Raw genomic sequence first — 22,610 nt, 5'->3', positions numbered from 1 at the left:
AGTTTTGCAGCCCTTTCAGCAGCCGCTTACTTCCTCCACCGTCACCGCGTCATAGGCCGGATCGTCTTCGCCACTCAGGTCAAAGAACGCCGCAAGATGGATGCAAGCAGCGATGCGGTCGCCGTAGGCCAACCGCAGCCGCGCCAAGGCTTTATCGACGCTGCCTTGGTCCGTGATGTCGAAACAGATGCACTCAGCTTGATGCGGCGGATGCGGGGGCGAGCTGCGGTCCAACCCGACAACGCGGTATTTCTCGTGCAACCGCTTGACGACCGCCGCGCCCAGATAGCCGCTTGATCCCGTAACGACGACGACTGGCTTATCGGACGCCTCCATGTCCCTCCTCCCATCTTACTTGCGCAGATATTTGACCAATGCCGCGATCACCAGAACCAAGAGCACGATCACCAGAAGCCAGCCGACCCCCATGCCAAACATCATGCCGCCGCCCATCATATCACCGTCCATCATCGCTTTTCTCCTTGCGGTCCCACTTCGGAAATGAGGCTAAAAAGGCTTAACCACCCTCCTTCGCTGGAAGGTTCCAATATAATTCACCCGATTGTCCCCAGAACCGGAAAAGCTTCCAACAGCCACCAAGAGAAGGCGCTGAGTTGGCCGGTCATCATCGCGATCCGCATGAAAACCATGACCGCGCCCGCAACCTGATGGAGCCGCCGCCCAACCGCACCAATCGCCCGCAAGCGCACTGTAACCTGATCGGTAAAAGCGGCCACGATCAGAAACGGCACGCCAAGACCAGCAGAATAGATCGCCAACAGCCAGACCCCTTCCGATACCGTGGTGCTTGCCGCACTTGCCGTCAGGATTGCGCCGAGGATCGGTCCGATACAGGGGGTCCAACCAAAGCCGAAGGCGAGGCCCAGCACATAGGCCGCAACCGGCTGCCCGCCGGGAAGGTCGAGATTGAACCGCAGGTCACGCTCCAGTGTTTGAATGCGCGCAGCCCCCAGCATGAACAACCCAAAGAGGATCACAACCGCGCCCCCGATCAGGTTCAACTCGAACCGCCAGCGCAAGAGCGTCTGCCCCGATGCTGTGGCCGACGCACCGAGCGCCATAAAAATCGTAGAGAACCCCAACACGAGCAGAAGCTCAGCCAAACCGCTTGGCTACGGCTGCGCTCCGCGCGCGTGGCGCCAGTGCGCCCCGCGATATAAGAGACGTAGCCCGGCACCAGAGGCAAGACGCAGGGCGAGACAAATGAGATCGTCCCGGCCAGCAAAGCTGGCGATCACCCCGAGGGAGGAGACATCAAACACCCGGCGCCCCCTTCCCCTTTGATAAGCGCCTGAGGGCACCGAAGTAAGCCGCAGACGGCACGACGAGCCATTGCAACATCGGCGTCAGTCCTGCGTCGATGAACGGGATAACTGGCATGATGTCGCGGTATGCCCAGGCCTCGCGGAACTCAATATTGAGCCATTCGCTAAAAATCGTATAGCCAAGCCCGATCGCAAGCATCGCGCCAAAAACGGGATAGACCCGCGCCTGCGGCCATGCGCCTGTGCCAAAGAAAAACAGTGCGAGCAGAAGGCTGCTCATGGCGATCAGCAGGTCGCCTCCGGTGCAATGAACCACAGCAAAGACGATCTCGCCCCATGTCCCCTCAACCCAAATCGTGTAGAGCGGAATATGGGCAACCTCCCAAAGAAGGTGCCCCAGCAGCGTGAACGACGCGAAGCGGCGCAGGGCGGCGAGCCAATGCGGCCTGTCCAAACTTTGGCTTGTCATTGAAACCACCCCGTTATGCGTTGCCAAAAACCGGGTTCGGCATGGGGCCGCTGGTGCGTTAGCCCGTTGATGTAAAGCACGAGGTTGGTCGGCTCAAAGTCTGCGCCGTGGAATATGCCTACCTGTGCGCCCTCGCGGTTGAGCAAATGCACCATCGGGGCTTCTTCGTTCCGGACACTTACAGGGGCGAAGGCATTCACCGTGTCCCCAAGGCGGTCGGCGTCGGACAACTGGGCAGACGTCCAGTTCTGCTCTGCCGGGGGAGCAGAGGCCGTATCGCGCAGGGTGACAAAGACGACCATCTCGCGCATGGCACTGGCATTGAGCGCGGCAAGCGTTTTGCTGAGTTGTTCCTGCTGCGCGTCACAGGGGCTGCCGCAAGTATCAGGGGCAAAACTAAGCACCGTGATCTTGCCCCTCATTGCATCCAGAGATCCTGTGGCCCCATCTGGCTCCGCCCATTCCACCTCCGGCACCTCTCGCGCCGCAATGGGTTCAAACGCGGCTTCCTTATCCGCCATCGCTTGGTTCAGGTTCGCCCCAGGGTGGTTCGCGAAAGCGGGCGTCACAGTCAGCAGGGTTGCGGTGCATAAGCGCGCGGCCTGCGACGCGCGGCGGGATGGCGATGGAAATTTCTGTGTCATTGGTTTCTCTTTTCTTTCGCGATGCGCATAGAAATTTGTTCAGCCATTTCTTCGGCCGGCTGCGCGCTTTCGAGAAAGACAGCATCGAACCGACCGTCAGGGGCCATCAGGTAAATGTGACCCGCGTGAGCCATGGCGTAGCCGTCAGCCGCGTCCTCGTCCGAGAGTTTCTCATGGTAGACCTTGAAGGCATCCGCAGTCGCAGCCACCTGCGCTTTGTTCCTCGTCAGACCAACCAATTGGGGATGGAAATTTGCAACATAGTCTTTGAGAGACTCAGGCGTGTCGCGCTCTGGGTCCACGGTCACAAACAGCGGAGTGACCTGATCTGCGTCAGTTCCAAGCAAGTCGAGCACGCTGCCCATATAGGCCAACGTGGTTGGGCAGATGTCGGGGCAATGGGTGAAGCCGAAAAATACAAGCTGCCAACGACCTTTGTAATTGTCCTGCGTGACGGTCTGCCCTTCGTGGTTAATTAACGTGAACTCGGAACGAATATCCGCATCGCCGCGATAGACGGCCTGATGCGATGGAATTTGGTCGGGGCGCATCACAGCGAAACCTGCAGCAGCGACGGCGGCGGCAATCGCGGCGGCCCAAAGGGCAATGCGAAGCCGACGGTGGGTCGGGGTGATCTTTGTCATAGTCTGTCTTTCAATCGGGGGTCCGCCCGTCGCTTGGACGGACGAACCAAGAGCATCAGCCTTTTTGATCATCGGAATGATGTGTTTCCATATGCGCGTTCATGGACTGCATCATCTTGTTGCAGTTCTCCATCATCGGCCCCACCTCGGCCATCATCTTCATCATGGGCATCATACCTTCCATGCCCTCCATACCTTTCTTGCCTTTCATGTCAGCCATGTCGCCTTTCATATGGTGGCCCTCGGCCATCGGCATATCGCCCGCTTCGGGTTTTGCCTCCTGCGCCTGCGCGAGAGAGGCGGCAAACATAAAGCCTGTCAGGGCTGCGGTGGTAAGTTTCGCTGTATAAGTCATGTCAGTTCCTTTTGATTGAGGTTCAGTCTGTCGAAGCGTCCGGCCTGGCCGCCGGATCGTTTTTGGCACAGCCAGAGCCGCCGCGCATGCACAGCCTCAAGGCGCACATGGAGGCACAAGGGGCGAGGCTGAGGAGCAAGGGCGCAGCCCCCACGGCGGTCAGCCTCTCCAATTCAGCGCGGCACCTCCGCCGATGGCGGCAAAGCCCGTCAGCATGAGGGTTTGGCGCCGCGCGGGCGTAGGGATCGCGAAGGAGGGCCGGTTTGCTTTTGAGAGTTGGGTCACTATCGGGTTCATCCTTCTGTAATGACGCGTTGGATTTGGGAAATGGCCGCCGGGCTGTCCCACGCGGCGGGGCCGACCTTGCGGGCAACCTCGCGGCCTTGGGGGTCGACCAGCAGTGTCGTGGGCAGGCCGACGACGCCAAAGGCCATCATCCCCCGCAACTGGTCTGCCAAATAAAGGTCGAGATGCGTGATGCCGATCTCTGCATAGAAGGCGCGCACAGCGTCGAACCCGCCCTTGTCGATTGAGAGTGCGAGAACGTGAAACTCCGCCCCGCCCAATCGCGCTTGCAACCTGTCGAGGGTCGGCATTTCATCGCGGCAAGGCGGGCACCATGTCGCCCAGACATTGAGCAATACCGTTCGGCCACGAAAGTCCGCCAAAGTCAGGCTCCGCCCTGCCCCATCCGTGATGGGCGGCGACAGCATCGGCAGGGGTTTTTGATGTTCCACCATGACAGTGCGCGCGGCGGCCGGCGAAGCCCCAAGCGCCAGCGCGCCGCCCAAGAAACCACGCCGCCTCATGCGTTCTGCTCCTGTTGCAAACGCCGCACCACGGGAAGGATATCTTCCTCCAGAGAGCGGCGATTAAACGGACCGACATGTTTGTAAGCGATGCGCCCTTCGGCATCGATCACAAAGGTTTCCGGCACGCCGTAAACGCCCCAGTAAATCGACGCCCGGCCAGAGCTGTCGGCACCGATCCGGCCATAAGGATCGCCAAGTTCCGCAAGGAACCTGCGGGCGGCGGCGGGCTTGTCCTTGAGGTTGATGCCGTGGATCCGCACGCTGTCGGTTTGGCCGCGCAGATCAGCCGTCTTGAGCCCCTTGCCGCGCCCTTCGATGGGTGGCAGATCAAACTCGGAAATGTCCCGGCTAATCATCGTGCTGGGCAGGCCATCGTCGCTGTTAAAAAGCCCCCAGAAGAACGCCGCCGCGATGGCCCCAAAGACCATCGCTGGAAGGGCCGCGATTAGTCGCGACCACCGTAGCTTGCGGACAGGCTGGCTGTCCTTGCTCATGTCCCGCCCTCATCCTTGGCAGTGACTTCGGCCTGAAAGCCGCGCTCCCGCTCGGGCCACGTGCTTTTGATATAGCCGAGGATGGCCGTGATCTCTGCGTCACTCAGAGTCCCGTCGAACACCGGCATGTCACTCTCATAGCCGGGCACGACCGAGGCCAGCCCGTTCTTGGTAATATCAAAAATCTGCTGATCGGCATGGTGCCACGTATGGCCCGTTTCATCATGCGGCGGCGCGGGCATGCGGCCAGTGTCGAGCCGCCTGCGCCAGTCCGGCTGGCCTTCGAGATCGGCGCCCTGGCATGAGGCGCAGTTCTCAGCATAAAGCCCCGCGCCACGCTCGATCATCTCTGCATCCACGGGCACGCCGAGCACGGCGAGCGCCGGGGGCTGTCCTCCTTCCCCCGGCCCAGACAGCGACCGCCGCCGCGCCCGCGATGCCGATAGCGGCGGTCAGACCCAACCGGTTCATGCGGGCCGCCGTAGGTATTTGACCAAGGCCAGCGCGCCCAGCACCAACACCGCCAGCACCAAGAGGAAGAGCACGCCACAGGCGATCATCATTCCGACCGACATCGGCCCATTTATCAAAGTCCCGTTCATCATGTCCATCGTTCCAACCTCATTCATTTGAATACACGGCCACGCCGTCCTCACCGAAGGCGTCCCGCGCTGGCGTCGGCCCATGTGCGCCCCCCATCCCGGCTGCGCATAAGGCCGAAAGGATCAACTGCCGCGAACAAAGTGCCCGGTGTCTCCGGATGGCTGGTGATCGCGGTGATTGATCGCTCCAGCGGAAAGTGCTGGATGTCGCTCGGGGCGGACACGCGCCAAAGCTTGCGCTTTGAAACGGCGATGATTGCATCGCCGTCATAATGAAGGGCGCGGATCGACTCCCCGTTGTCGTTGCAAGGGAGACATGAGGTAGGATCAGCGCAGAACCAACTGCCGCAAGCCCGCCGGACAGCATACGCCTGCGCGATATATCGCGCGGTGGATAAATAGACATAAAGGTCGTTCCCGAAAGTGACGGATAAGGTCGAGCGCGCCGTTGCCCAAAGGCATCAAGCGTCGCGAGACCGGGCCGTCACCCTTCGGTGCGGCCGGTCAACTTAGGGAGGTGGTTCGCGGCGGGTTCGGGTCGGATCCGAGGTTGACCCCAGCGAGGCCAAGATCACCCGGCACAGGCGCGAAGAAACGCTGCACGCTCTCGGGTTGGGACTGAAGCATCTGCGAGGCCACAAAGAGGGGTGCCGTGCAATCAATGTCACACACCACCTCACCCTGATCTTCTTGCAAACAAGCGGTGCAGTTATCGTCCTCTTCCATCGTCGAGGAAGTGCTCAAACCTGACATATGCAAGGACATGTTCGCCGCCGCCAAATCATGCGCCAATACGCCCGTCAAAAGAACGAGCGAAAGGCAGAATGTGGCAAGGCGAAGCAGGATGCGCATGGCTGAGATATAGGAACCCGATGCGGTAGTGTCGATCCCCTCACCAGAAAGTGAGGGTGAGCGATCCGTCGCAGGCCCGCAGATCGGCAAGACACAGCGCAGTGTGTTGAGCCTCAGCGGTCGTGCGACGCCCCATCGCTGTTCTCAGCGTCTTTGCCAGCGCGCGTCGGGCCGCCCTCATGCCCAAACAACGCGGCATCCTGATGGGCATTCGCAGAGGTTTCAAACTCAAGGCTTGAATGGGTGATGCCAAAGTCATCCGCGAGCATTTTCTTGACTGCCTGCTTCACAGCATCAAGGTCCGCCCAATCTTGCCCCTCCAACACGACATGGCAATCAAGCGCCACCTCATGCTCTTGCATCTGCCAAAGATGAACATGGTGCACGTCCCTGACGCCAGCGACCTTGGTCATCGCCTCAACCACAGCGCCCGCATCCATGTCAGGCGGGCTGCCCAGCATCAGCATACGGATCGGACCGCCGATCTCAGTGAGTGCCAGATAGAGGATATAAAGCGCGATACCGATGGTGATCGCCGGATCAACCCAACGCAGATCGTAAAGGATGATGAGCGTACCGCCGAAAATCACCGCGACCGAGGCCAGCGCATCGGACAGATTGTGCAGGAACAGCGCCCTGATATTCACGCTGCCCTTTTGCATCGAGTAGGTCAGCAGCGCCGTCAACGTATCGACGACAAGCGCGACCCCGCCCAGAATGACCACCGTCCAGCCCGCCACCGCAGGCGGATCAATCATGCGCATCCCGCCTTCGTAGATCAGATATATCCCGACAAGAATGAGCGTGGTGTAGTTAATCAAAGCCGCAACAATTTCAATCCGGCCATAACCGAAGGTCATCCGCGCATCTGCCGGACGCCGTGCGATCTTGCGGGCGACAAAGGCAATGACCAATGAGGCCATGTCCGAAAAGTTGTGCAGCGCGTCGGCGATAAGGGCGAGCGACCCTGCAAAGACACCGCCCACGATCTGCGCCACCGTGAGAAGCGCATTCGCCCAGATGGCCAGTGATACTCTGCGATCCCCGCTTCCGGGGTCAATATGGGCGTGATCATGTGCCATGGGTGCTTCCTACCGGTTTGGGGTCCAATCCGCTGCGTTTTAGGCGGCCTCATAGTGTGTGAACACCTCGCTGCTGCCATCACGGGCAATCAGATAGACGTCATATGCGTCGCGTTCGTTCTCCGGTCCCATCCCCGGCACGGCGAGGCCGATGGCATCCGGGCGCTCTGCCAGCAGTTTGCGGATGTCGGCGGGCGGGACGTGACCTTCGATCATATAGCCCTCGATCTTTCCAGTGTGGCAAGAGGCCATACTTTGCGGGATGCCGTTGTCCTGCTTGTATTTGATCAAGAGCGTTCCCAAGCTGCGTTCCGTTCTCACGGCAAAACCCTCGTTCTCCAGAATCTCGATCCACGCCGAACAGCAGCCGCAGTTGGGATCTTTCATCACGTGGATGGCGGGTTTTTCTTCGGCCCATGCCGCAAATGGTGCGGCGGCGACAAAACTTGCGGAACAGGCCAGCAGACTGCGTCGTGTGAGGGTCATGTGAAGTCCTTCCATAGGTTCAAACTGTCGTTTCATTTGTCGTATGTGTTGTAGGGCGGCGGCCAGGTTCGGCCAACCGCTCGGCGGTAGTTGGGCGGAAAAGCAACAACCGCAGGGCGTTGAGCGTCACCAGAACGGTTGCGCCAGTATCCGCCAGAATCGCAATCCAGAGGCCGGTGATGCCAAGCACCGTAGTGACAAGAAACACGGCCTTCAGCCCAAGGGCGATGGCGGATGTTGCCCATCGCTGCGCGGGCAAGGCGGATTTGGCCAGGCACGTCTGTCACCCGATCACGCAGGATCGCCGCATCGGCGGTCTCGAGCGCCACATCGGTGCCGGAGCCCATTGCAACGCCCACATGCGCTGCCGCGAGAGCAAGAGCATCGTTGATGCCGTCGCCGATCATCATGACCTTCGCCTCAGCCGTGAGGTTTTGAATGGCCGCGACCTTATCCTCCGGCATCAGCTCGGCGCGGTGCTCGATGCCCAGCCCTTCGGCGATGACCGCAGCGGTGCAGTGGTTGTCCCCGGTGAGCATCACCGACGAAACCCCCAAGGTGTTCAATTGCGCCACCGCCTCTGCCGCATCGGCACGCGGCTCATCGCGCAGGGCGATGAGACCTTGGGCCACGTCGTTGCGCAGCACAGTCACCACGGTTTTGCCCTGCGCTTCGAGCGTCTCTACTTGGGCGCGCAAAGCCTCTGACAGCGCCCCGCGTTCTGCCGCCAAACGGGGCGAACCAACGCAGATGGTTGCCCCTGCGATCACCGCCTCGGCCCCTTTGCCGGGCAAGGCGCGGGACTGTGTCGCGGCGGCGGCGTCAATTTCGCGTGTCTCAGCCGCGCCGCAAATGGCTTGGCCAAGCGGGTGGCTCGCGCCGTTCTCGACCCCGGCGGCGAGGGCAAGAAGATCAGCTTCATTCCCCACAAGCATCTGCACATCGGTCACCCGCGGCTTGCCGTGCGTCAGCGTTCCGCTCTTGTCAAAGGCCACATGTGTGACCCGCGCCGCCGCCTCGATCACTGCACCGCCCTTCATCAGCAACCCGTTGCGCGCCCCGGTCGACAGGGCCGAGGTGATCGACGCTGGCACCGAGATCACCAGCGCGCAGGGGCAGCCGATCAGCAGCAAAGCCAGCGCCCGATAGACCCATTCGCCCCAAGCGCCCCCGAAGGCGAGCGGCGGCACCACGGCCACCAAAACGGCCATGCCGACCACGGCGGGCATATAGACGCGGCTGAACCGATCGATGAACCGCTCGGTCGGCGCGCGGGCGCTCTCAGCCTCTTCCACCAGCCGCACAATGCGGGCGATAGTGTTGTCCGCAGCCGCCTTGGTAACGCGCACGCGCAACAGGGCTTCTGTGTTGATCGACCCTGCAAAGACATCCGTCCCCGGCTCTTTCAGACGTGGCACGCTCTCCCCGGTCACGGGGCTTTCATCGACGCCCGAAGTGCCGCTGATCACCTCGCCGTCACAGGGCACACGGTCCCCGGGACGCACCTGTACGATCTGGCCAACGCTGAGCGCTTCTGCCGCCACCTCTCGCCTCTTGCTGCCGACCTCGAGCCGCGCCGTTTTCGGCACCAGCTTGGTCAGCGCACGGATGCTGCCCCGCGCCTTCCCGGCAGAGACACCCTCCAGCAATTCGTCCACGGCAAAGAGAAAGACTACCAGCGCGGCCTCTTCCGGCTCTCCGATCACGAGCGCGCCACCGGCGGCGATGGTCATCAGCATTTCGATGGTGAAGGGCATGCCCACCCGCCCCATTGCGAAGGCCCGGCAGGCGACGGGGATAAGCCCGATCAGCGTGGCGATGACAAAGGCCCAGTGGGAAACCTCAGCCGGCAGGACAAGCCGCGATGCCCATGCCGCTGCGAGCAAGGCACCGCTGCCGAGGACCAAGCGGCCCTTCGCGGTTTGATACCAAGCGGGGTCTGCTGTCTCTTCAGGCGCAGGCTCCTGTGGTCCGGCCCCTGCCCCACCGATCACCGCATCGTCCGGTAGGTTGAAACCGCCCTTCGGCCTCTCTGCCTTCACCCCGTTCGGAGAAATGCCGAAACCGATACCGCGCACGGCTTTCTCGATACGCTCGGGCGAAGTCTCGCCCTCATCCAGCGTTAGGCGCAGCCGTTCGGACATCAGCGCGACATCAACATCCGCGACCCCCGGCAAGCGCTCCACCGCGCCGCGCACCTTGGCCGCGCAGGCGCCGCAGTCCATCCCCGTGACGCGCCATTCTCGTTGTGCTGTGCTGCCGTCCGCCATCTCTGCTTCCAATCCAATTCACAGTCAGGAGCAGAGATGCGACCTACAGCAACTGTAGCTTCAAGCGCTTTTTGAGGTTTTTTTAGCCCAGCCAAACGTCAAGAAACAACATAAGCACCAGCCCAATCGCCAAACCGAGCGTCGCCTTGTTCTGATGCCCGCTGCGATGAGTTTCGGGAATGATCTCATGGCTGATGACGAAAAGCATCGCCCCAGCGGCAAAGGCCAGGCCCCATGGCAGCAACGGTTCAGACAGCGCGATGATCCCGGCGCCGAGCAGCCCGCCGATCGGCTCAACCATCCCGGTCAGGGCTGCAATGCCCCAAGCGCGACCTCTGGAATAGCCTTCGCCCAAGAGTGCCACCGCCACAGCGAGCCCTTCGGGCGCGTTTTGCAACCCGATGCCGAGCGCCAGTGGCGTGCCGCCCGATAGTCCATCCGCGCCGAAGCCCACACCAACGGCCAGACCTTCGGGGAAGTTGTGAATCGTGATCGCGATAATAAAAAGCCATACCCGCCGAAGGGAGGCCGCCGCTGGCCCCTCGCGGCCCGTCTTGAAGTGCTCATGCGGCAGAAGCTCGTTCATCAGCGCCACGGCACCCATGCCGAGCAAGATCGCCACACAAACGATTGCGGCAGGCGTGGCCTCGCTGTCATACCGCAGTCCGGCTGCATCCAGCGCCGGGATGATGAGCGAAAAGAAAGACGCCGCCAGCATCACCCCCGCGGCAAACCCCAACGACAGGTCGCGCGTTGCCCGCGACGGGGTGCGCCCAAAGAGCACTGGCACGGCCCCCACGGCGGTCATGGCCCCCGCAGCCAGGCTGCCAAAAAATCCAAGCATCAGGGGTGACATCGTCTCCAAGGGGAAATCCTTCCTCAACATTTGCTATGTGTTGCCGCCGACGACGCATTCTTTCAGGGCCAAAGTCTCAGAACGCAAATCCTTTACCTCAGGCGATGTAGCCTGCCGCGCGGTATCACGCGATAACCGGCGCTTGCCAGCTTCGAGAAATTCCGTCGACCAGCTGTAATGCGGGCTCTCAGCAATACCCTCACGGCGGCATAGCACCGAGATGCTTTCCTCGCCGCACAAGCCGGCCCAATACAATGCGGATCTTCTCTTCAGCTGAATATGTCTGCCGGGTCTCACGGCGGATATTTTTGACCACCTTCTTGGCGGCGTCTTTCGACGTCTGGGGTTCCTTATTCAAATCCTCAAATATATCCCAAGAGTGCTGACGTCAGACACTCTGTGCATCTGGTCTGGCCCAAGTGGGTTTTAGATACAGTCGTCTGTTCGGCGTCGCTGTCTAGTTGAGGTGCCGCTTAACATTAGCGCATCAGTCCCTCTCACGAGCTATGCTTGAATTTGGGTGACGCGCATCATCAGGCGGCGCGGTTTTCGGTGTCGTTGGTCACTTCGACACCGTCGTTGAATTTGATTCCTTCGATAACCTTTGGCAACTGATTTCTGCCCTTGAGGCGCAGCCATTTTTTCGATGCTGCCTGAATGAGGGTGAAAACCATCAGTTTTGCGGTCTTTTGTGACAGCGCCCCTTTGGTCCTCACCGTTCGGTGCCGAACAGTGGCGAACACGCTTTCAATCGGGTTCGAGGTGCGCAGATGGCCCCAATGCTCGGCTGGGAAGTCGAAGAATGCAAGCATCGCCTCTTCGTCCTTTGTCAGGCAGGCAACACCTTTTGGGTATTTGACGCCATACTTTTCGGAGAAAACTGCCAACGCAGCATCGGCTTCTGCGCGCGTTCCGGCGTGCTGGATGTCGTCCAGATCTGACTTGACCGCCGGGGCCATCTGCTTGGGAAAACAGTTCTGGACGTTCTTTACCTTATGCACCCAACACCGTTGGTGCTTTGTGCCTGGAAACGTTTTGTCCAGTGCGTTCCAGAACCCCATGGCTCCATCCCCAACCGCAATTTCCGGTGCGACGGACAGCCCGCGGCCTTTGATGTCGGTCAGCAACTCATGCCAGCTCTGCGCGCTCTCCCGCAGGCCGACCTGAAAGCCGATCAGCTCTTTCTTGCCCTCCGGTGTCGCGCCGATGATCACCAGCATGCATTCGGCATTTTCCTCCATCCGCGCCTGAAGATAAACGCCGTCCGCCCAAATGTAGACGTAGTGGCGGGCAGACAGATCCCGCCGTGCCCAGGCATCATATTGAACCTGCCATCCGGCAGTCAGACGCGAGATGACGCTTGGCGAGAGGTTGGGCGCATCCGGCCCCATGATGGCCGACAGCGCGTCCTGGAAATCGCCCGTCGATATGCCCTTCAGATAAAGAACAGGCAGCAGCGCGTCCAAGCTGATCGAGCGGCGCGCCCATTTCGGCAGAATGTTCGAGGTAAAGCGGATCTTTTCTGCCCCATCAGAGGACGCCATCCGGTCGCTCACCTTGGGCCGCTGGACATCCAGAGCACCGATCCCCGTCTGAATCTTCCGTTCAGGGCCAAATCCATGCCGCACAATCCGCTGACGCCCGTCTTCCAACTGCTCATCGGCAAAACTGGCGACAAAGGCATCAGCCTCGGCCTTCAGCGCTTCCGCCAGCATCCGACGAGCACCTTGCCGAGCAAGCTCTGTCAGCGGATCGACGATCGTTTCCGATTGGCGAAATGGCAGGATCGTTGTATCTTCCTTCATGGCGTATCGCTCCTTGTGAGGTTCTGGCCGGCTTTGACACCCGCCACGATACGCCGCACTTCAAATCACGCCATCACCCAAATTCCCGCATAGCTCCCATCTCACCACACAGATCCTTGAACAAAAATCTCGTCAGCTTCTTCCCGAAGCGTCGCGCGCTCCGAGGTCCTGCCAGCCAAGGTCGGGGGCTAGACGTTCACCATGCTTCCCGGTCAGTTCCTCCAGACGCTTGCGTATTTCTTTGGCGCCGCGCGCCCGGGCGTAATGAATCGGGCCACCCCGGAAAGGCGCGAACCCGGTGGCAAAGATCATCGCGCCATCAATGGCATCGGCATCCTTCACCACATCCTTCCGCAAACATTCCACACAAGCATTCAGCATCGGCAGGATCAGTCGGTCTGTCAGATCATCGGCGGCATCGTCCAGATCGGAATCCGGATGTGGCGTGCCTTCTGACCAATCATAGAACCCCTGCCCTGCCTTCTTGCCGACGTCGCCCACCTCGACTTTCTCGCGGAGGCGGTCGCTGATGTCGGCCATCGGTTTGTCTAGCGCGCCCTTGAGGCTTTCGGCGACATGCAGGCAAATATCCAGACCCACCTGATCGGCCAAGGTGACAGGCCCCATCGGCATGCCAAAACGGATGGCGGCTGTGTCGATAACCTCCTTGTCCACCCCTTCGTCCATCATCACCATCGCCTCCATCAGGTAAGGCATCAGCGCGCGGTTGACCAGAAAGCCGGGATAGTCGGTAACTTGCACGGGCAGCTTGCCGATCTCGCCACAGAAGGCGGCAAGTCTGCGGGTGACGTCATCAGCGGTGCCGTCATGGCGCACGACCTCGACCAGATCCATTTTGCTGACCGGATTGAAAAAATGCAGCCCGGCAAAGCGCGATGGATCGGGTGCGTCACCCTTCAACTTGGCCAGACGCAAGCTGGAGGTGTTGCTGGCAAGGATCGCCCCCTGCTTCATCTGGCCCTTCAATCTGTTGTAAACCTTCTCTTTCAGATCAGGCGTTTCCGGCACCGCCTCAATAAGCAGATCTGCTTGGGCGACGCCATAGCCACGTGGGTCGGGCATCATGCGATCCAGCGCATTGCGTGTCTCAATAGCGGACAGATGCATCTCCTTGCAGACGGCGCGCGCTTTCTTGACTGCCTCGCCCAGCGGGTCCAGGTCGATATCGCCTAGCGTCACAGTCTTGCCCTTGATGGACGCCCACGCGGCGATCTCGCCACCCATCGCCCCGGCACCGATGACGTGTACATGATCGATGCCGTCCTCGCCCCGGCCTTTATCCTTCATGTCTTGCCGTAGGAAAAACACGCGGCGTAGGTTTTTCGAGGTATCGCTGTCCAGCAACGTGGCGAAACTTTCGATTTCGGCGCGCTGCATGGCGACCCGATCGTCGCCATGTTCTTCCCAGATGTCGATCAACCGGTGTGGCGCAGGATAGTGTTGCTTCGGGGCTTTCTTCTCAGTCTCCTTGCGCATCTGCCGCGCGGCAAGTCTCCGCGCCTGATCAAAGCCCATCGCGCGGGCCCTGAGGCCGGGCGCATCGCGCTCGACATCGCCCGACACGATCGCATCGACCGCCGCCGCTACATGCCGCTCTTGGGTTACCAGATCGGCGATACCCAGCTTGCGGGCCTTGTCGGTATGCGCGGTCTTGCCTGTCAGCATCAGCGTCATCGCCTCGACCGGGTCGATCAACGCAGGCAGGCGGAAAGTCCCGCCCAGACCGGGATGCAGGCCCAGTTGCACCTCGGGAAAACCGAACGACGCGTCATCGACCGCGATGCGCCAATCACAAGCCAATGCCAGTTCGAAACCCGCACCCAATGCAGCGCCGTGCACAACGCAGATCGTGGGACAATCGAGAGCCTCCAATCGGTCCAGCACGTCATGCCCCTGCTTCAGTAACTCGGCCGCCCCGTCAGAGGCCATGTCATCAAAGCCAGTGATGTCGGCTCCGGCGGCAAAGCCCGCCATCTTGGCTGAGCGGATCACGACCGCACCGGGGGTGTCGCTTTCCAGCGTCTCAATGTGACTTTGCAGCCCTTTGATCACGTCCCGGCTGACGGTGTTCACGGACCCGTCGCCCCGGTCTAGCGCCAGCCAGACGATACCGTCCGCCTCGTCACGCAGCCAAGGGCCTTCGCCGCGGTTCACAGGGCCTAGTTCAAGTTTCGTCTCTCCCAGGTGCTCTAGTACGGGTCCTGCCATCATGCCACCTCCAGCAGCATCGCACCGCTCAAGCCGCCGCCGATACACTCGGTGGCGATGCCGCGTTTCGATTCCCTGCGGTGGAGTGCGTTGACCAGGTGCAGCACGATCCGATTGCCGGACGTGCCAACCGGATGGCCAAGGCTGATTGCCCCTCCGTCGATGTTCAGCCGGTCGTGGTCGATACACCCAAAGGCACTCTCCAGCCCGAACATTTCACGACAAAAATCCGCATCGTCCCAAGCGGCAACGCAGGACAGCACTTGAGCGGCGAAAGCCTCATTTAGCTCCCACAAATCCACATCTTCGAGCGCCATGTCGTTGCGCTGCGTCAAGGGCGTCGAGGCCAACACCGGTCCCAGACCCATCACGGACGGGTTCAGACCGGCCCATTCACTATCCACAATCCGCGCGAGCGGCTTCAGCTTATGTTTCTCGACGGCCTCCTCTGAAGCGACGATCACCCAGCTTGCGCCATCTGTAATTTGGCTGGAGTTACCGGCGGTGACCTTGCCGTAGGGTTTCTCAAAAGCGGGCTTGAGTTTGGCCAACCCCTCCAAATCGCTGTCCGGGCGCACGCCATCGTCGTGCTCGTAGGCGTTTCCGCATTTGTCAAAGGCAGGCATGACTTCATCCTTTAGCCAGCCTTCCTTCTGCGCGCGCGCCAAACGGTGATGGCTGACGTTGGCGTATTCGTCGGCGCTCCGCCGCGAAATATTGAACCGATGCGCCAGCACTTCCGCCGTCTGGCCCATATTCAGAGTCGTGATCGGATCTGTCAGTCCGCGCTCCAGTCCGATGACTGGTTTGAAGAACTCCGGTCGCAGCCCGGTCATTGCCTTGGCCTGGGCCAGGGGCCCCTTGGCCTGGGAGATCTGCGCGAACCATTCGACCGCGGATTGTCGCAATACTAGCGGCGCGTGGCTGAGCGCCTCTGCGCCGCCTGCGAGGATCATGTCGTGAGAACCATCCCGGATATAGCGATAAGCCGTGTCGATCGACTGCATGCCCGAACCACAGTTAATTTGCATCGTGAAGGCGACCATTTCGTCACCCAATCCCAACCTCAGGGCAGCCACACGGGCGGGGTTCATCTCATCTTGGATGACATTGACACAGCCCAAGATCACCAAATCGAAGAGCTTTCGGTCAAAGCTCTGCCGCGCAAGCAGAGGCCGTCCCGCCTGCACCGCCAGATCGACGGGTGTGAAAGGACCCGGCTTTCCTTTTGCTTTTAGGAATGGCGTGCGTGCGCCGTCAACAAGGTAGACCCGGCGGTTCATTCTGCTGCCTCCTTTTGCGACTCCTGCGCGTCCAGCCCGGGATAGAGCCCGGCCAGCTGTTCGCGGATAAAATCGTCGACGGCGACCACTTCGTGGACAAGGTCTTCCATCTTCGCGATACGGTCGCGATCCTCTTGGCTGATGGTGCCGCGCTCCAGGCCCTCATCCGGCGTCTGGTCCGCTTCGCGTAGGCGCTTCATCAGCGGTGCGGTGTCCGTCACGGCACCATAGCATTCGTTCAGCAGCACAATGCCGTCCCGGTTACAGCCACTGTACATGCGGCCCACGATCCGGTTGCGCGTGGCGGAGGGTTCATAGATCAGGTCCGACACCTTTTCCGTCAGCGCATCATCTGGCCCCGGCGTGCCGCCGCCCGGCAGCGTCACCGCACGCAGCAGCCATGCCGCCCAGCGGGCCGGGAAGTTCATCAGCACCTCGTCCAGCGCCAACCGCATCCGCGCGAAGCCACGTTCGGCGGCATAATTCACAGCCGGCAGATCGGCCCCCTGCCGCCCTTCGTTCTCCCAGCGTTTCAACGTGGCGCTGAGGATGTAAAGTTCGGATAGAATGTCACCCATCCGACCCGAGATCATCTCCTTCCGCTTCAATTCGCCCCCCATCGTCAGGAATGCCATATCGGCGGTCAAGGCATAGGCCGCAGACCAACGCGCCATCTGGCGATAGTGCCGCTTTACAGCGCCTGCGTCGGGCGCGGGGGCAAAAATGCCACCGGTCCAGGCCCGCCCAAGCGCGCGGAAGAAGGTCTTGGTCGAATGTCCGACATGTTTCCAGAAGTGTTTGTCGAACGCCGTCAGGCTTTCCTCGGGGTCCTCAATATTCAGCGCCTTCATCTCGTCTAGCAGGTGCGGGTGCGCACGGATCGAACCCTGACCGAAGATGATCAGCGACCGGGTAACGATATTGGCCCCCTCCACCGTGATCCCAATGGGCACGGCGCGGTAAAGTGCCTGCAGGTAATTCGATGGACCGTCGATCACTGCCTTGCCGGAATGCACGTCCATCGCGTCATTGATCGCCTCGCGCATCCGGAAGGTTGCGTGGGCCTTCATGATGGCGGAAATCACCGACAGCGACCGCCCTTCATCCAGCCCTGCGCAGGTGAGGTGGCGCGCCGCATCCATCGAATAGCTGTCGGCGGCCAGCCGACCCAGCCGGGTCTGGATGCCGCCGAACTTGCCGATGGGCAGGCCGAATTGCTGGCGAATACGGGAATAGGCTCCGGTGGTGTGCGCACTCAGCGCGATCGCAGCGCAGCCCATTGAGGGTAGCGAGATCCCCGGCCGGCGGCCAGTGCGCTCATCAGCATCATCCAGCCACGCCCGGCATATTCCTCGCCGCCAATGATGTGGTCGAGCGGCACGAACACGTCCTTGCCCGTGGTCGGGCCATTCATGAACATGGTCTGGCTGGGAATGTGGCGCCGTCCGGTTTCGACGCCGGGCAGGTCAGCGGGGATCAGCGCGCAGGTGATGCCGATATCCTCGCCCAAATCCAGATGGCCGTCCGGATCACGCAGATTGAACGCCAGACCCAGCACCGTGCAGACGGGGGCCAGTGTGATATACCGCTTGGCCCAGTTCAGGCGGATGCCCAAAACTTCCTCGTCTTGCCAAGTGCCCATTTCGATCACGCCATCGTCGATCATTGCGCTGGCGTCCGATCCGGCCTCGTCGCTGGTCAGGCCGAAGGCAGGCAATTCGCGTCCGTCGGCCAGACGCGGCAGCCAGTAGTCCTGCTGTGTGTCGGTGCCGAACATGTGCAAAAGTTCGCCCGGCCCAAGCGAATTGGGGACCATCACTGTGACGGCCGCGGCTACCGACCGAGTCGAAATGAAGCGCACAACCTCCGAATGGGCAAAGGCTGAGAACCCCAGTCCGCCAAATTTCTTTGGAATAATCATCCCGAAGAATTTCTTGTCGCGCATGAACTGCCAGACTTCGGGCGACAGATCGGCATCGTGTTCGTTGATCGCCCAGTCATCGATCATGCCGCACAACTCCTGGCAGGGACCGTCGAGGAATGTTTGTTCTTCTTCAGTCAGCTTCGGTGCTTTGACCTTCAACAGCTTGGACCACTCGGGATTGCCAGAAAACAACTCAGCTTCCCACCAGACCTCGCCAGCCTCCAAGGCTTCGGATTCGGTTTCGCTCAATTGGGGCAAGACCTGGCGTGCCCACTTGTGAATGGGTCGGGTGATGTAATTCCGACGGAATGTGGGCATTTTTAAAATAGACCTCCGTACTTTTGGCCCAACGCCTCATTGGGCACCACAGTTCCTTGATTTTTTCTATGTCAACGACCGCGCCAGAGCATTCGGCGCGCCGCGACCTAAGTGTGTAATGTCAGCCCGCGCGGGGCAGACTATGGAATCTTCCGGAAACTGTTGCATAAACAAGAGCGTCGCGTGTAGCCGAGACGTTGATCCACTTTTAAATTGCCAAACCGAAGATCTGGTTAGGAAGCTCGATTTCAATGTGGTTGTTTTTGATGGTTCGAATGGCTTCGATGCCGCGCAGTGTCGAACTTGCTGAACTGAGAGGACGGACTCTCTACCCGTAGCCCAGCAGTCGTTTTAGCGCGGCGTGGTCGCTCGATCCGATTATTTCGCCACTTTCTGGAGATGTGTGTGTTGCTGTCGAACTGAGGATCAGAGCGTTTGTTCTCGTCGTTGATTACCTTCCGATAGGTCGGCTCCTTATTCGTATAAATCGTGACCGGCGGTGAAGCCGGACTTTCTCAATCACTTTGCGCAGAAAGGCTTTTGCCGCCTCTGCATCTCCTCGTGCGGTCAATCTGACGTCGATCATCAGTCCACGTCGTTCACTTGCTCGCCTGAGATACCGCCACTTTAAGGCGACGCTGATATATTTCATCTAATTGCCAATCCCAGCTAATCCTACGCAGCTGTCTGTCGTTGCAGTCGGCCAGCTGAGGTCCAAACTTCCGCACCCAAAGGTAACCCGTCGCGATCACCGATTGCTCCGCATGCAGGCAGCAGATCGATGGTGCCGTGATACGGCAGGGGTTAGCGCAAATACACCCTGACGGTGCAGAAGATTACGATCGCAGAAAAACGGTAGCGCTTGAATGGTACCTGCTGGGAAATTCAATACTCAAGGTTGCTGGAAGCAGACATTTATGCGGGTACGGAACAGAGGTTTTTGCGGTTTTTGATAGGCGCAATATAGCAACAATTTAACATTACCAAATTTGATCAAAAGCCAATGGAGTTGATGTATGTCCGAGGCCTTCAGTGGCCCGGACTTGTATCTCGAACAGCGCATTCAACGCTTTCACTAAGGCCAAGCCTTCCAGAAGTTCGGTGGTGCTGAAATAGTCGAGCAAATGTTCACATTGTCGGCGATGTCCGCTATCCGTCAGAACCTCAGCAGTTTTCAGAATTTTTTAGTGCGCAGTACAAGGCTCCGCTCACGTTGCGTAAACGCCAAATTGGCCTGCTCCAGGAAACTGTCTGTGTTTTGCAAAATCAGATAGAGTAGGCGTTTACATTCGACTACGGCAGCGGTGAAGCTTTCAGTTCTCAGAGACACCTTCGACAGAGTTTCCGGTCCGCCGCACACCGGCTTATCAGTATCAAGAAAACGGGCTGCCTCTCCGACCGTAAGGTAACGGTGCTTGCCAAACTCGAGTGGGATTTCGGTTTGCCCCATGAAAACAGGCGAGAATGGCGCAGAGACCGCGCCGGAAGGGGCGTGCCACAGCATCCTAAGTTGGTTTGATACCGGATTGACTAACGGAACAATCTGACCATATCCAGCGGTATCACCAGTTAGGCGCTCGGTGCGCAAGGCCCAGACCATATCTCGAAACTCAATTCTTGATGGCTTCATGGCTCGAGTTTCGAGTTCATTTTCAACCCAACGTGCGCCAGCCCATACCCCCGCGCCATCGCCGTAGATAGCGTTAAAGTCGAAGTTGCCGTCTACATACCAGCCCATCTCTTTCGCAAAGCTCACGAGGTTCTGTGAATAGATAAAATCCGGGTGATTTTCGCAAGCTATTGGAATCGAACCAATATACCCCGGCCTGCAAGCTCTGATAGCGTCATCACTAAGCCGTTCGGCAGCCCACAGCCCCTTGCCACCTGCGGGTTCGATCATGATCCAAGCCTCTGTAGCGTCCGCAATAACATGCGTGTTGCCGCCGTAGGTACTCTCGCCATATTTCTTGATCATCTTGGCGATGACCTCGACACCTTCTCGCGCGGTCGTGGCTCGCTCCAACACGAACCCAGCTAGATCGCTGTAGCTTGGACCGCTTTGTACTTTTGAAGTCATCTCTATGAGTTCTTTGCGTGACGGCGACCACACGCTGCGCACCGCGACCCCGTGTTCGTTCAGCCCGCCGTTGGTCACAGGCGCGGGTACCCCTTTGTAATGAGAGTAGCTTACCCGGATCTTACGGAAGGACTTCACTACTTGAGGTATGGAGGATCGGACACCGGGCAAGTCAGCTGACGGTGTTACACCCACTTCCACGAGCGCGTCTTCCGGATGGCTTTGCTCAGGAAAAATCTCGAGCCAGTGGCTCGATGGTTCATCGCCGTAGCCAGCCAACCAGGCGTGACCGTCAGCGCTATGATTTTTCCCAATATAGACGCAGTAGCTCAATGAACCCTCAAAATTACGTAAAAAAACACTCAGAATAACCGATGCTGTATAGCTGAGCAAATCGATGATCTTACATGACTATAAAGTACTTGAATTAAAACGAAAAGCCTATTGGCTGGACCCGGTCTAATGTCTGACGGCCCCCGCAAAAAAAAGCGCGGCAAATGGGTCGACGCGCACTTGAGAGTGATGACGCCGCGGCGATCCCGGTTAGGAAGATGACGAACTTGCCTGGCCCACGCCCGTCGCCCTAACGAGGCTCCGATCGGGTCAATCGTCCTGCTGTTGTTCGGAATTTTGATCCGCATCGGAATTGACGGCCGGAACGGTAGTCAGAGGCGTGGGCGTTACCGCGTCACCTGTGTTGTTCTCGCTGGCGCTATCCTCAATGCTCTCTGGATCTGCCCTCATGATTCCCGGCACAGGATCTTCACCATCTGGCGCGTCAGCGTCCGCGCGCCGCCGCTGCCCGTCCGATCCGACAGGCTCTGGCGTAACGGCGCCGTCCGACGGAGCAACCCGCCATACCGTGCTGCCAGCATCATCGGCCACCAGCAATGCACCGGTCCCATCTATACCAACTCCCACTGGCCGACCCCGCGCTTGATCCCCCGACAGGAAATCAGTGACGAAGGCAACCGCCTTCCCAGCCGGCTTTCCGTCTTCAAACGGAATGTAGCTTACCTTGTATCCATTGAAGTGATCGCGGTTCCAACTGCCGTGCTCTCCGACGAACGCACCGTTGGCGGATGGCTCAGGCATCGCGGAGTTCTGTGAAAAGATCATACCTAACGGAGCCACGTGGCTCGACAGAGCGTAATCAGGCGATATCGCCTTTTCGACCATGTCCGGGCGCTTGGGATAGACCCTTTCATCTATATGATCACCGAAATAGCTCCAAGGCCAGCCGTAAAACCCGCCCTCGACAATTGAGGTCATGTAATCGGGGACAAGGTTTGGTCCCAACTCGTCGCGTTCATTGATGACTGCCCAAAGCGTGCCGGTTTCAGGCTCAAAGGTCAATCCATTGGGATTGCGCAGTCCGGAGGCGAATATCTTGCTCGCGCCGGTTCTCCGGTCGACCTGCCAAATCGCCGCACGGCCCTTCTCGGCCTCCATGCCGCGCTCTGCGGCATTGGAATTCGAACCGACGGAAGCATAAAGCACCGTGCCATCCGGGCTTAGCGCCAAATCCTTTGTCCAGTGGTGATTGATCGGCCCCCAGGCAATGGCGTGAGAACCTCTGCCGCTGCGGTGATCTCTGTCGCGCCCAACTCGTAGGGATAGGACAGGATGGCATCGGCGGCCGCCACATAAAGTGTGTTGTCAATCCAGGCCACCCCGAAAGGAGAGTTCAGATCGGTCAGGAGATCGCTACGTTCATCAACTACGCCATCACGATCCGTGTCGCGCAACAGGGTAATCAGGTTGCTGTCCTTCTTCGGCCCACCGCCGCTGCCCTTGGCAAGACTCATCAACCAACCCCGGATATAATCCTTGGGGCGGAGCAATGGCTTCCCTGAGGGGCCTCGCCCCTGCACGACCAAAACATCACCATTTGGAAGGGTATGGACCGTGCGCGGATTCACAAGATCCTTCGCGTAGGCGGCCACGGTGAACCCGTCGGGAACAGTCGGCGCTTCATCCTCCTGCCAGCCGATCACTTCGGCGAGCTTCATATCGGGAAGCAAGGTCATGCGTGGCTCTGGTAACAGCGGGTCCGGGCCAATCTGGCTTGACACGTCAAATCCACCCTCCTGCGCAGCGACGGGCATTGCCACAGTTACCG

Annotated in this window: 22 protein-coding genes and 3 pseudogenes; all 25 read right to left on the bottom strand. The window is 59.7% G+C overall.

The features are described 5' to 3' along the window. Positions 1 to 15: 15 nt before the first annotated feature. Entirely contained in the window at positions 16 to 336 is a 321-nt protein-coding gene (locus tag ACFQAU_RS18860) for an NAD-dependent epimerase/dehydratase family protein (protein WP_386284395.1), read from the bottom strand. A gap of 218 nt (positions 337 to 554) precedes the next feature. Beyond that, positions 555 to 1,283 (bottom strand): annotated as a pseudogene (locus ACFQAU_RS18855) (cytochrome c biogenesis CcdA family protein). Next, positions 1,276 to 1,755, bottom strand: a complete 480-nt coding sequence (locus tag ACFQAU_RS18850) for a hypothetical protein (protein WP_132446495.1) — start codon at positions 1,753 to 1,755, stop codon at positions 1,276 to 1,278. The pseudogene ACFQAU_RS18855 and the gene ACFQAU_RS18850 overlap by 8 nt, the downstream one beginning before the upstream one ends. Next, positions 1,752 to 2,399 (bottom strand): thioredoxin domain-containing protein, encoded by a 648-nt coding sequence (locus ACFQAU_RS18845; RefSeq protein WP_132446401.1) that lies wholly within the window; start codon positions 2,397 to 2,399, stop codon positions 1,752 to 1,754. Before ACFQAU_RS18845 ends, ACFQAU_RS18850 begins: the two co-directional genes overlap by 4 nt. Next, entirely contained in the window at positions 2,396 to 3,115 is a 720-nt protein-coding gene (locus ACFQAU_RS18840; protein WP_386284389.1) for an SCO family protein, read from the bottom strand. Before ACFQAU_RS18840 ends, ACFQAU_RS18845 begins: the two co-directional genes overlap by 4 nt. After that, positions 3,099 to 3,398 (bottom strand): hypothetical protein, encoded by a 300-nt coding sequence (locus ACFQAU_RS18835; RefSeq protein WP_132446405.1) that lies wholly within the window; start codon positions 3,396 to 3,398, stop codon positions 3,099 to 3,101. The genes ACFQAU_RS18840 and ACFQAU_RS18835 overlap by 17 nt, the downstream gene beginning before the upstream one ends. A 293-nt stretch (positions 3,399 to 3,691) precedes the next feature. Further along, positions 3,692 to 4,207 (bottom strand): TlpA family protein disulfide reductase, encoded by a 516-nt coding sequence (locus tag ACFQAU_RS18830; RefSeq protein WP_132446407.1) that lies wholly within the window; start codon positions 4,205 to 4,207, stop codon positions 3,692 to 3,694. Then, positions 4,204 to 4,704 (bottom strand): redoxin family protein, encoded by a 501-nt coding sequence (locus ACFQAU_RS18825; protein ID WP_132446409.1) that lies wholly within the window; start codon positions 4,702 to 4,704, stop codon positions 4,204 to 4,206. Before ACFQAU_RS18825 ends, ACFQAU_RS18830 begins: the two co-directional genes overlap by 4 nt. Further along, the gene (locus ACFQAU_RS18820; RefSeq protein ID WP_346504539.1) at positions 4,701 to 5,078 is read right to left on the bottom strand and encodes a c-type cytochrome; all 378 of its coding nucleotides are present in this window, start codon (positions 5,076 to 5,078) and stop codon (positions 4,701 to 4,703) included. The genes ACFQAU_RS18825 and ACFQAU_RS18820 overlap by 4 nt, the downstream gene beginning before the upstream one ends. A 93-nt stretch (positions 5,079 to 5,171) precedes the next feature. Next, positions 5,172 to 5,315, bottom strand: coding sequence for a hypothetical protein (locus ACFQAU_RS18815; protein WP_165935610.1), 144 nt, complete (start codon positions 5,313 to 5,315; stop codon positions 5,172 to 5,174). 495 nt (positions 5,316 to 5,810) lie between these two features. Next, on the bottom strand, positions 5,811 to 6,248 hold the full coding sequence (locus tag ACFQAU_RS18810) for a hypothetical protein (protein WP_386284382.1): 438 nt from the start codon (positions 6,246 to 6,248) through the stop codon (positions 5,811 to 5,813). A 23-nt stretch (positions 6,249 to 6,271) separates the two neighbouring features. Beyond that, on the bottom strand, positions 6,272 to 7,240 hold the full coding sequence (locus tag ACFQAU_RS18805) for a cation diffusion facilitator family transporter (protein WP_132446411.1): 969 nt from the start codon (positions 7,238 to 7,240) through the stop codon (positions 6,272 to 6,274). A 39-nt stretch (positions 7,241 to 7,279) separates the two neighbouring features. Then, positions 7,280 to 7,726, bottom strand: coding sequence for a DUF411 domain-containing protein (locus tag ACFQAU_RS18800; protein ID WP_132446413.1), 447 nt, complete (start codon positions 7,724 to 7,726; stop codon positions 7,280 to 7,282). 19 nt (positions 7,727 to 7,745) lie between these two features. Then, positions 7,746 to 9,996 (bottom strand): annotated as a pseudogene (locus tag ACFQAU_RS18795) (heavy metal translocating P-type ATPase). Between the two features lie 82 nt (positions 9,997 to 10,078). After that, entirely contained in the window at positions 10,079 to 10,861 is a 783-nt protein-coding gene (locus ACFQAU_RS18790) for a ZIP family metal transporter (protein WP_132446421.1), read from the bottom strand. Between the two features lie 42 nt (positions 10,862 to 10,903). After that, positions 10,904 to 11,210, bottom strand: a pseudogene (locus ACFQAU_RS18785) (transposase); the annotation flags it as partial. 175 nt (positions 11,211 to 11,385) lie between these two features. Next, entirely contained in the window at positions 11,386 to 12,657 is a 1,272-nt protein-coding gene (locus tag ACFQAU_RS18780; protein ID WP_132446423.1) for an IS256 family transposase, read from the bottom strand. Between the two features lie 132 nt (positions 12,658 to 12,789). Further along, a complete protein-coding gene (locus ACFQAU_RS18775; protein ID WP_240791670.1) occupies positions 12,790 to 14,889 on the bottom strand; it encodes a 3-hydroxyacyl-CoA dehydrogenase NAD-binding domain-containing protein in 2,100 nt (699 codons plus the stop codon). Beyond that, positions 14,886 to 16,169 (bottom strand): acetyl-CoA C-acetyltransferase, encoded by a 1,284-nt coding sequence (locus ACFQAU_RS18770; protein ID WP_132446425.1) that lies wholly within the window; start codon positions 16,167 to 16,169, stop codon positions 14,886 to 14,888. Before ACFQAU_RS18770 ends, ACFQAU_RS18775 begins: the two co-directional genes overlap by 4 nt. After that, positions 16,166 to 17,449: an acyl-CoA dehydrogenase domain-containing protein gene (locus tag ACFQAU_RS18765; RefSeq protein ID WP_386284373.1), complete on the bottom strand. Its 1,284-nt coding sequence runs from the start codon at positions 17,447 to 17,449 to the stop codon at positions 16,166 to 16,168. Before ACFQAU_RS18765 ends, ACFQAU_RS18770 begins: the two co-directional genes overlap by 4 nt. Further along, a complete protein-coding gene (locus ACFQAU_RS18760; RefSeq protein ID WP_386284370.1) occupies positions 17,425 to 18,342 on the bottom strand; it encodes an acyl-CoA dehydrogenase family protein in 918 nt (305 codons plus the stop codon). The genes ACFQAU_RS18765 and ACFQAU_RS18760 overlap by 25 nt, the downstream gene beginning before the upstream one ends. 520 nt (positions 18,343 to 18,862) lie before the next feature. Further along, on the bottom strand, positions 18,863 to 18,997 hold the full coding sequence (locus ACFQAU_RS18755) for a hypothetical protein (protein ID WP_386284367.1): 135 nt from the start codon (positions 18,995 to 18,997) through the stop codon (positions 18,863 to 18,865). A 588-nt stretch (positions 18,998 to 19,585) separates the two neighbouring features. Then, a complete protein-coding gene (locus ACFQAU_RS18750) occupies positions 19,586 to 20,881 on the bottom strand; it encodes a C69 family dipeptidase (protein WP_386284364.1) in 1,296 nt (431 codons plus the stop codon). 210 nt (positions 20,882 to 21,091) lie between these two features. Next, positions 21,092 to 22,012, bottom strand: coding sequence for a PQQ-dependent sugar dehydrogenase (locus ACFQAU_RS18745; RefSeq protein ID WP_386284361.1), 921 nt, complete (start codon positions 22,010 to 22,012; stop codon positions 21,092 to 21,094). After that, a complete protein-coding gene (locus tag ACFQAU_RS18740) occupies positions 22,003 to 22,518 on the bottom strand; it encodes a hypothetical protein (protein ID WP_386284358.1) in 516 nt (171 codons plus the stop codon). Before ACFQAU_RS18740 ends, ACFQAU_RS18745 begins: the two co-directional genes overlap by 10 nt. Positions 22,519 to 22,610: the final 92 nt, after the last annotated feature.

The sequence above is a fragment of the Sulfitobacter profundi genome (assembly GCF_042661425.1).
Taxonomy (GTDB): domain Bacteria; phylum Pseudomonadota; class Alphaproteobacteria; order Rhodobacterales; family Rhodobacteraceae; genus Sulfitobacter; species Sulfitobacter profundi.
The sequence above is the reverse complement of the archived record's forward strand: the minus strand, read 5'-3'. Positions and strand labels throughout refer to the sequence as shown.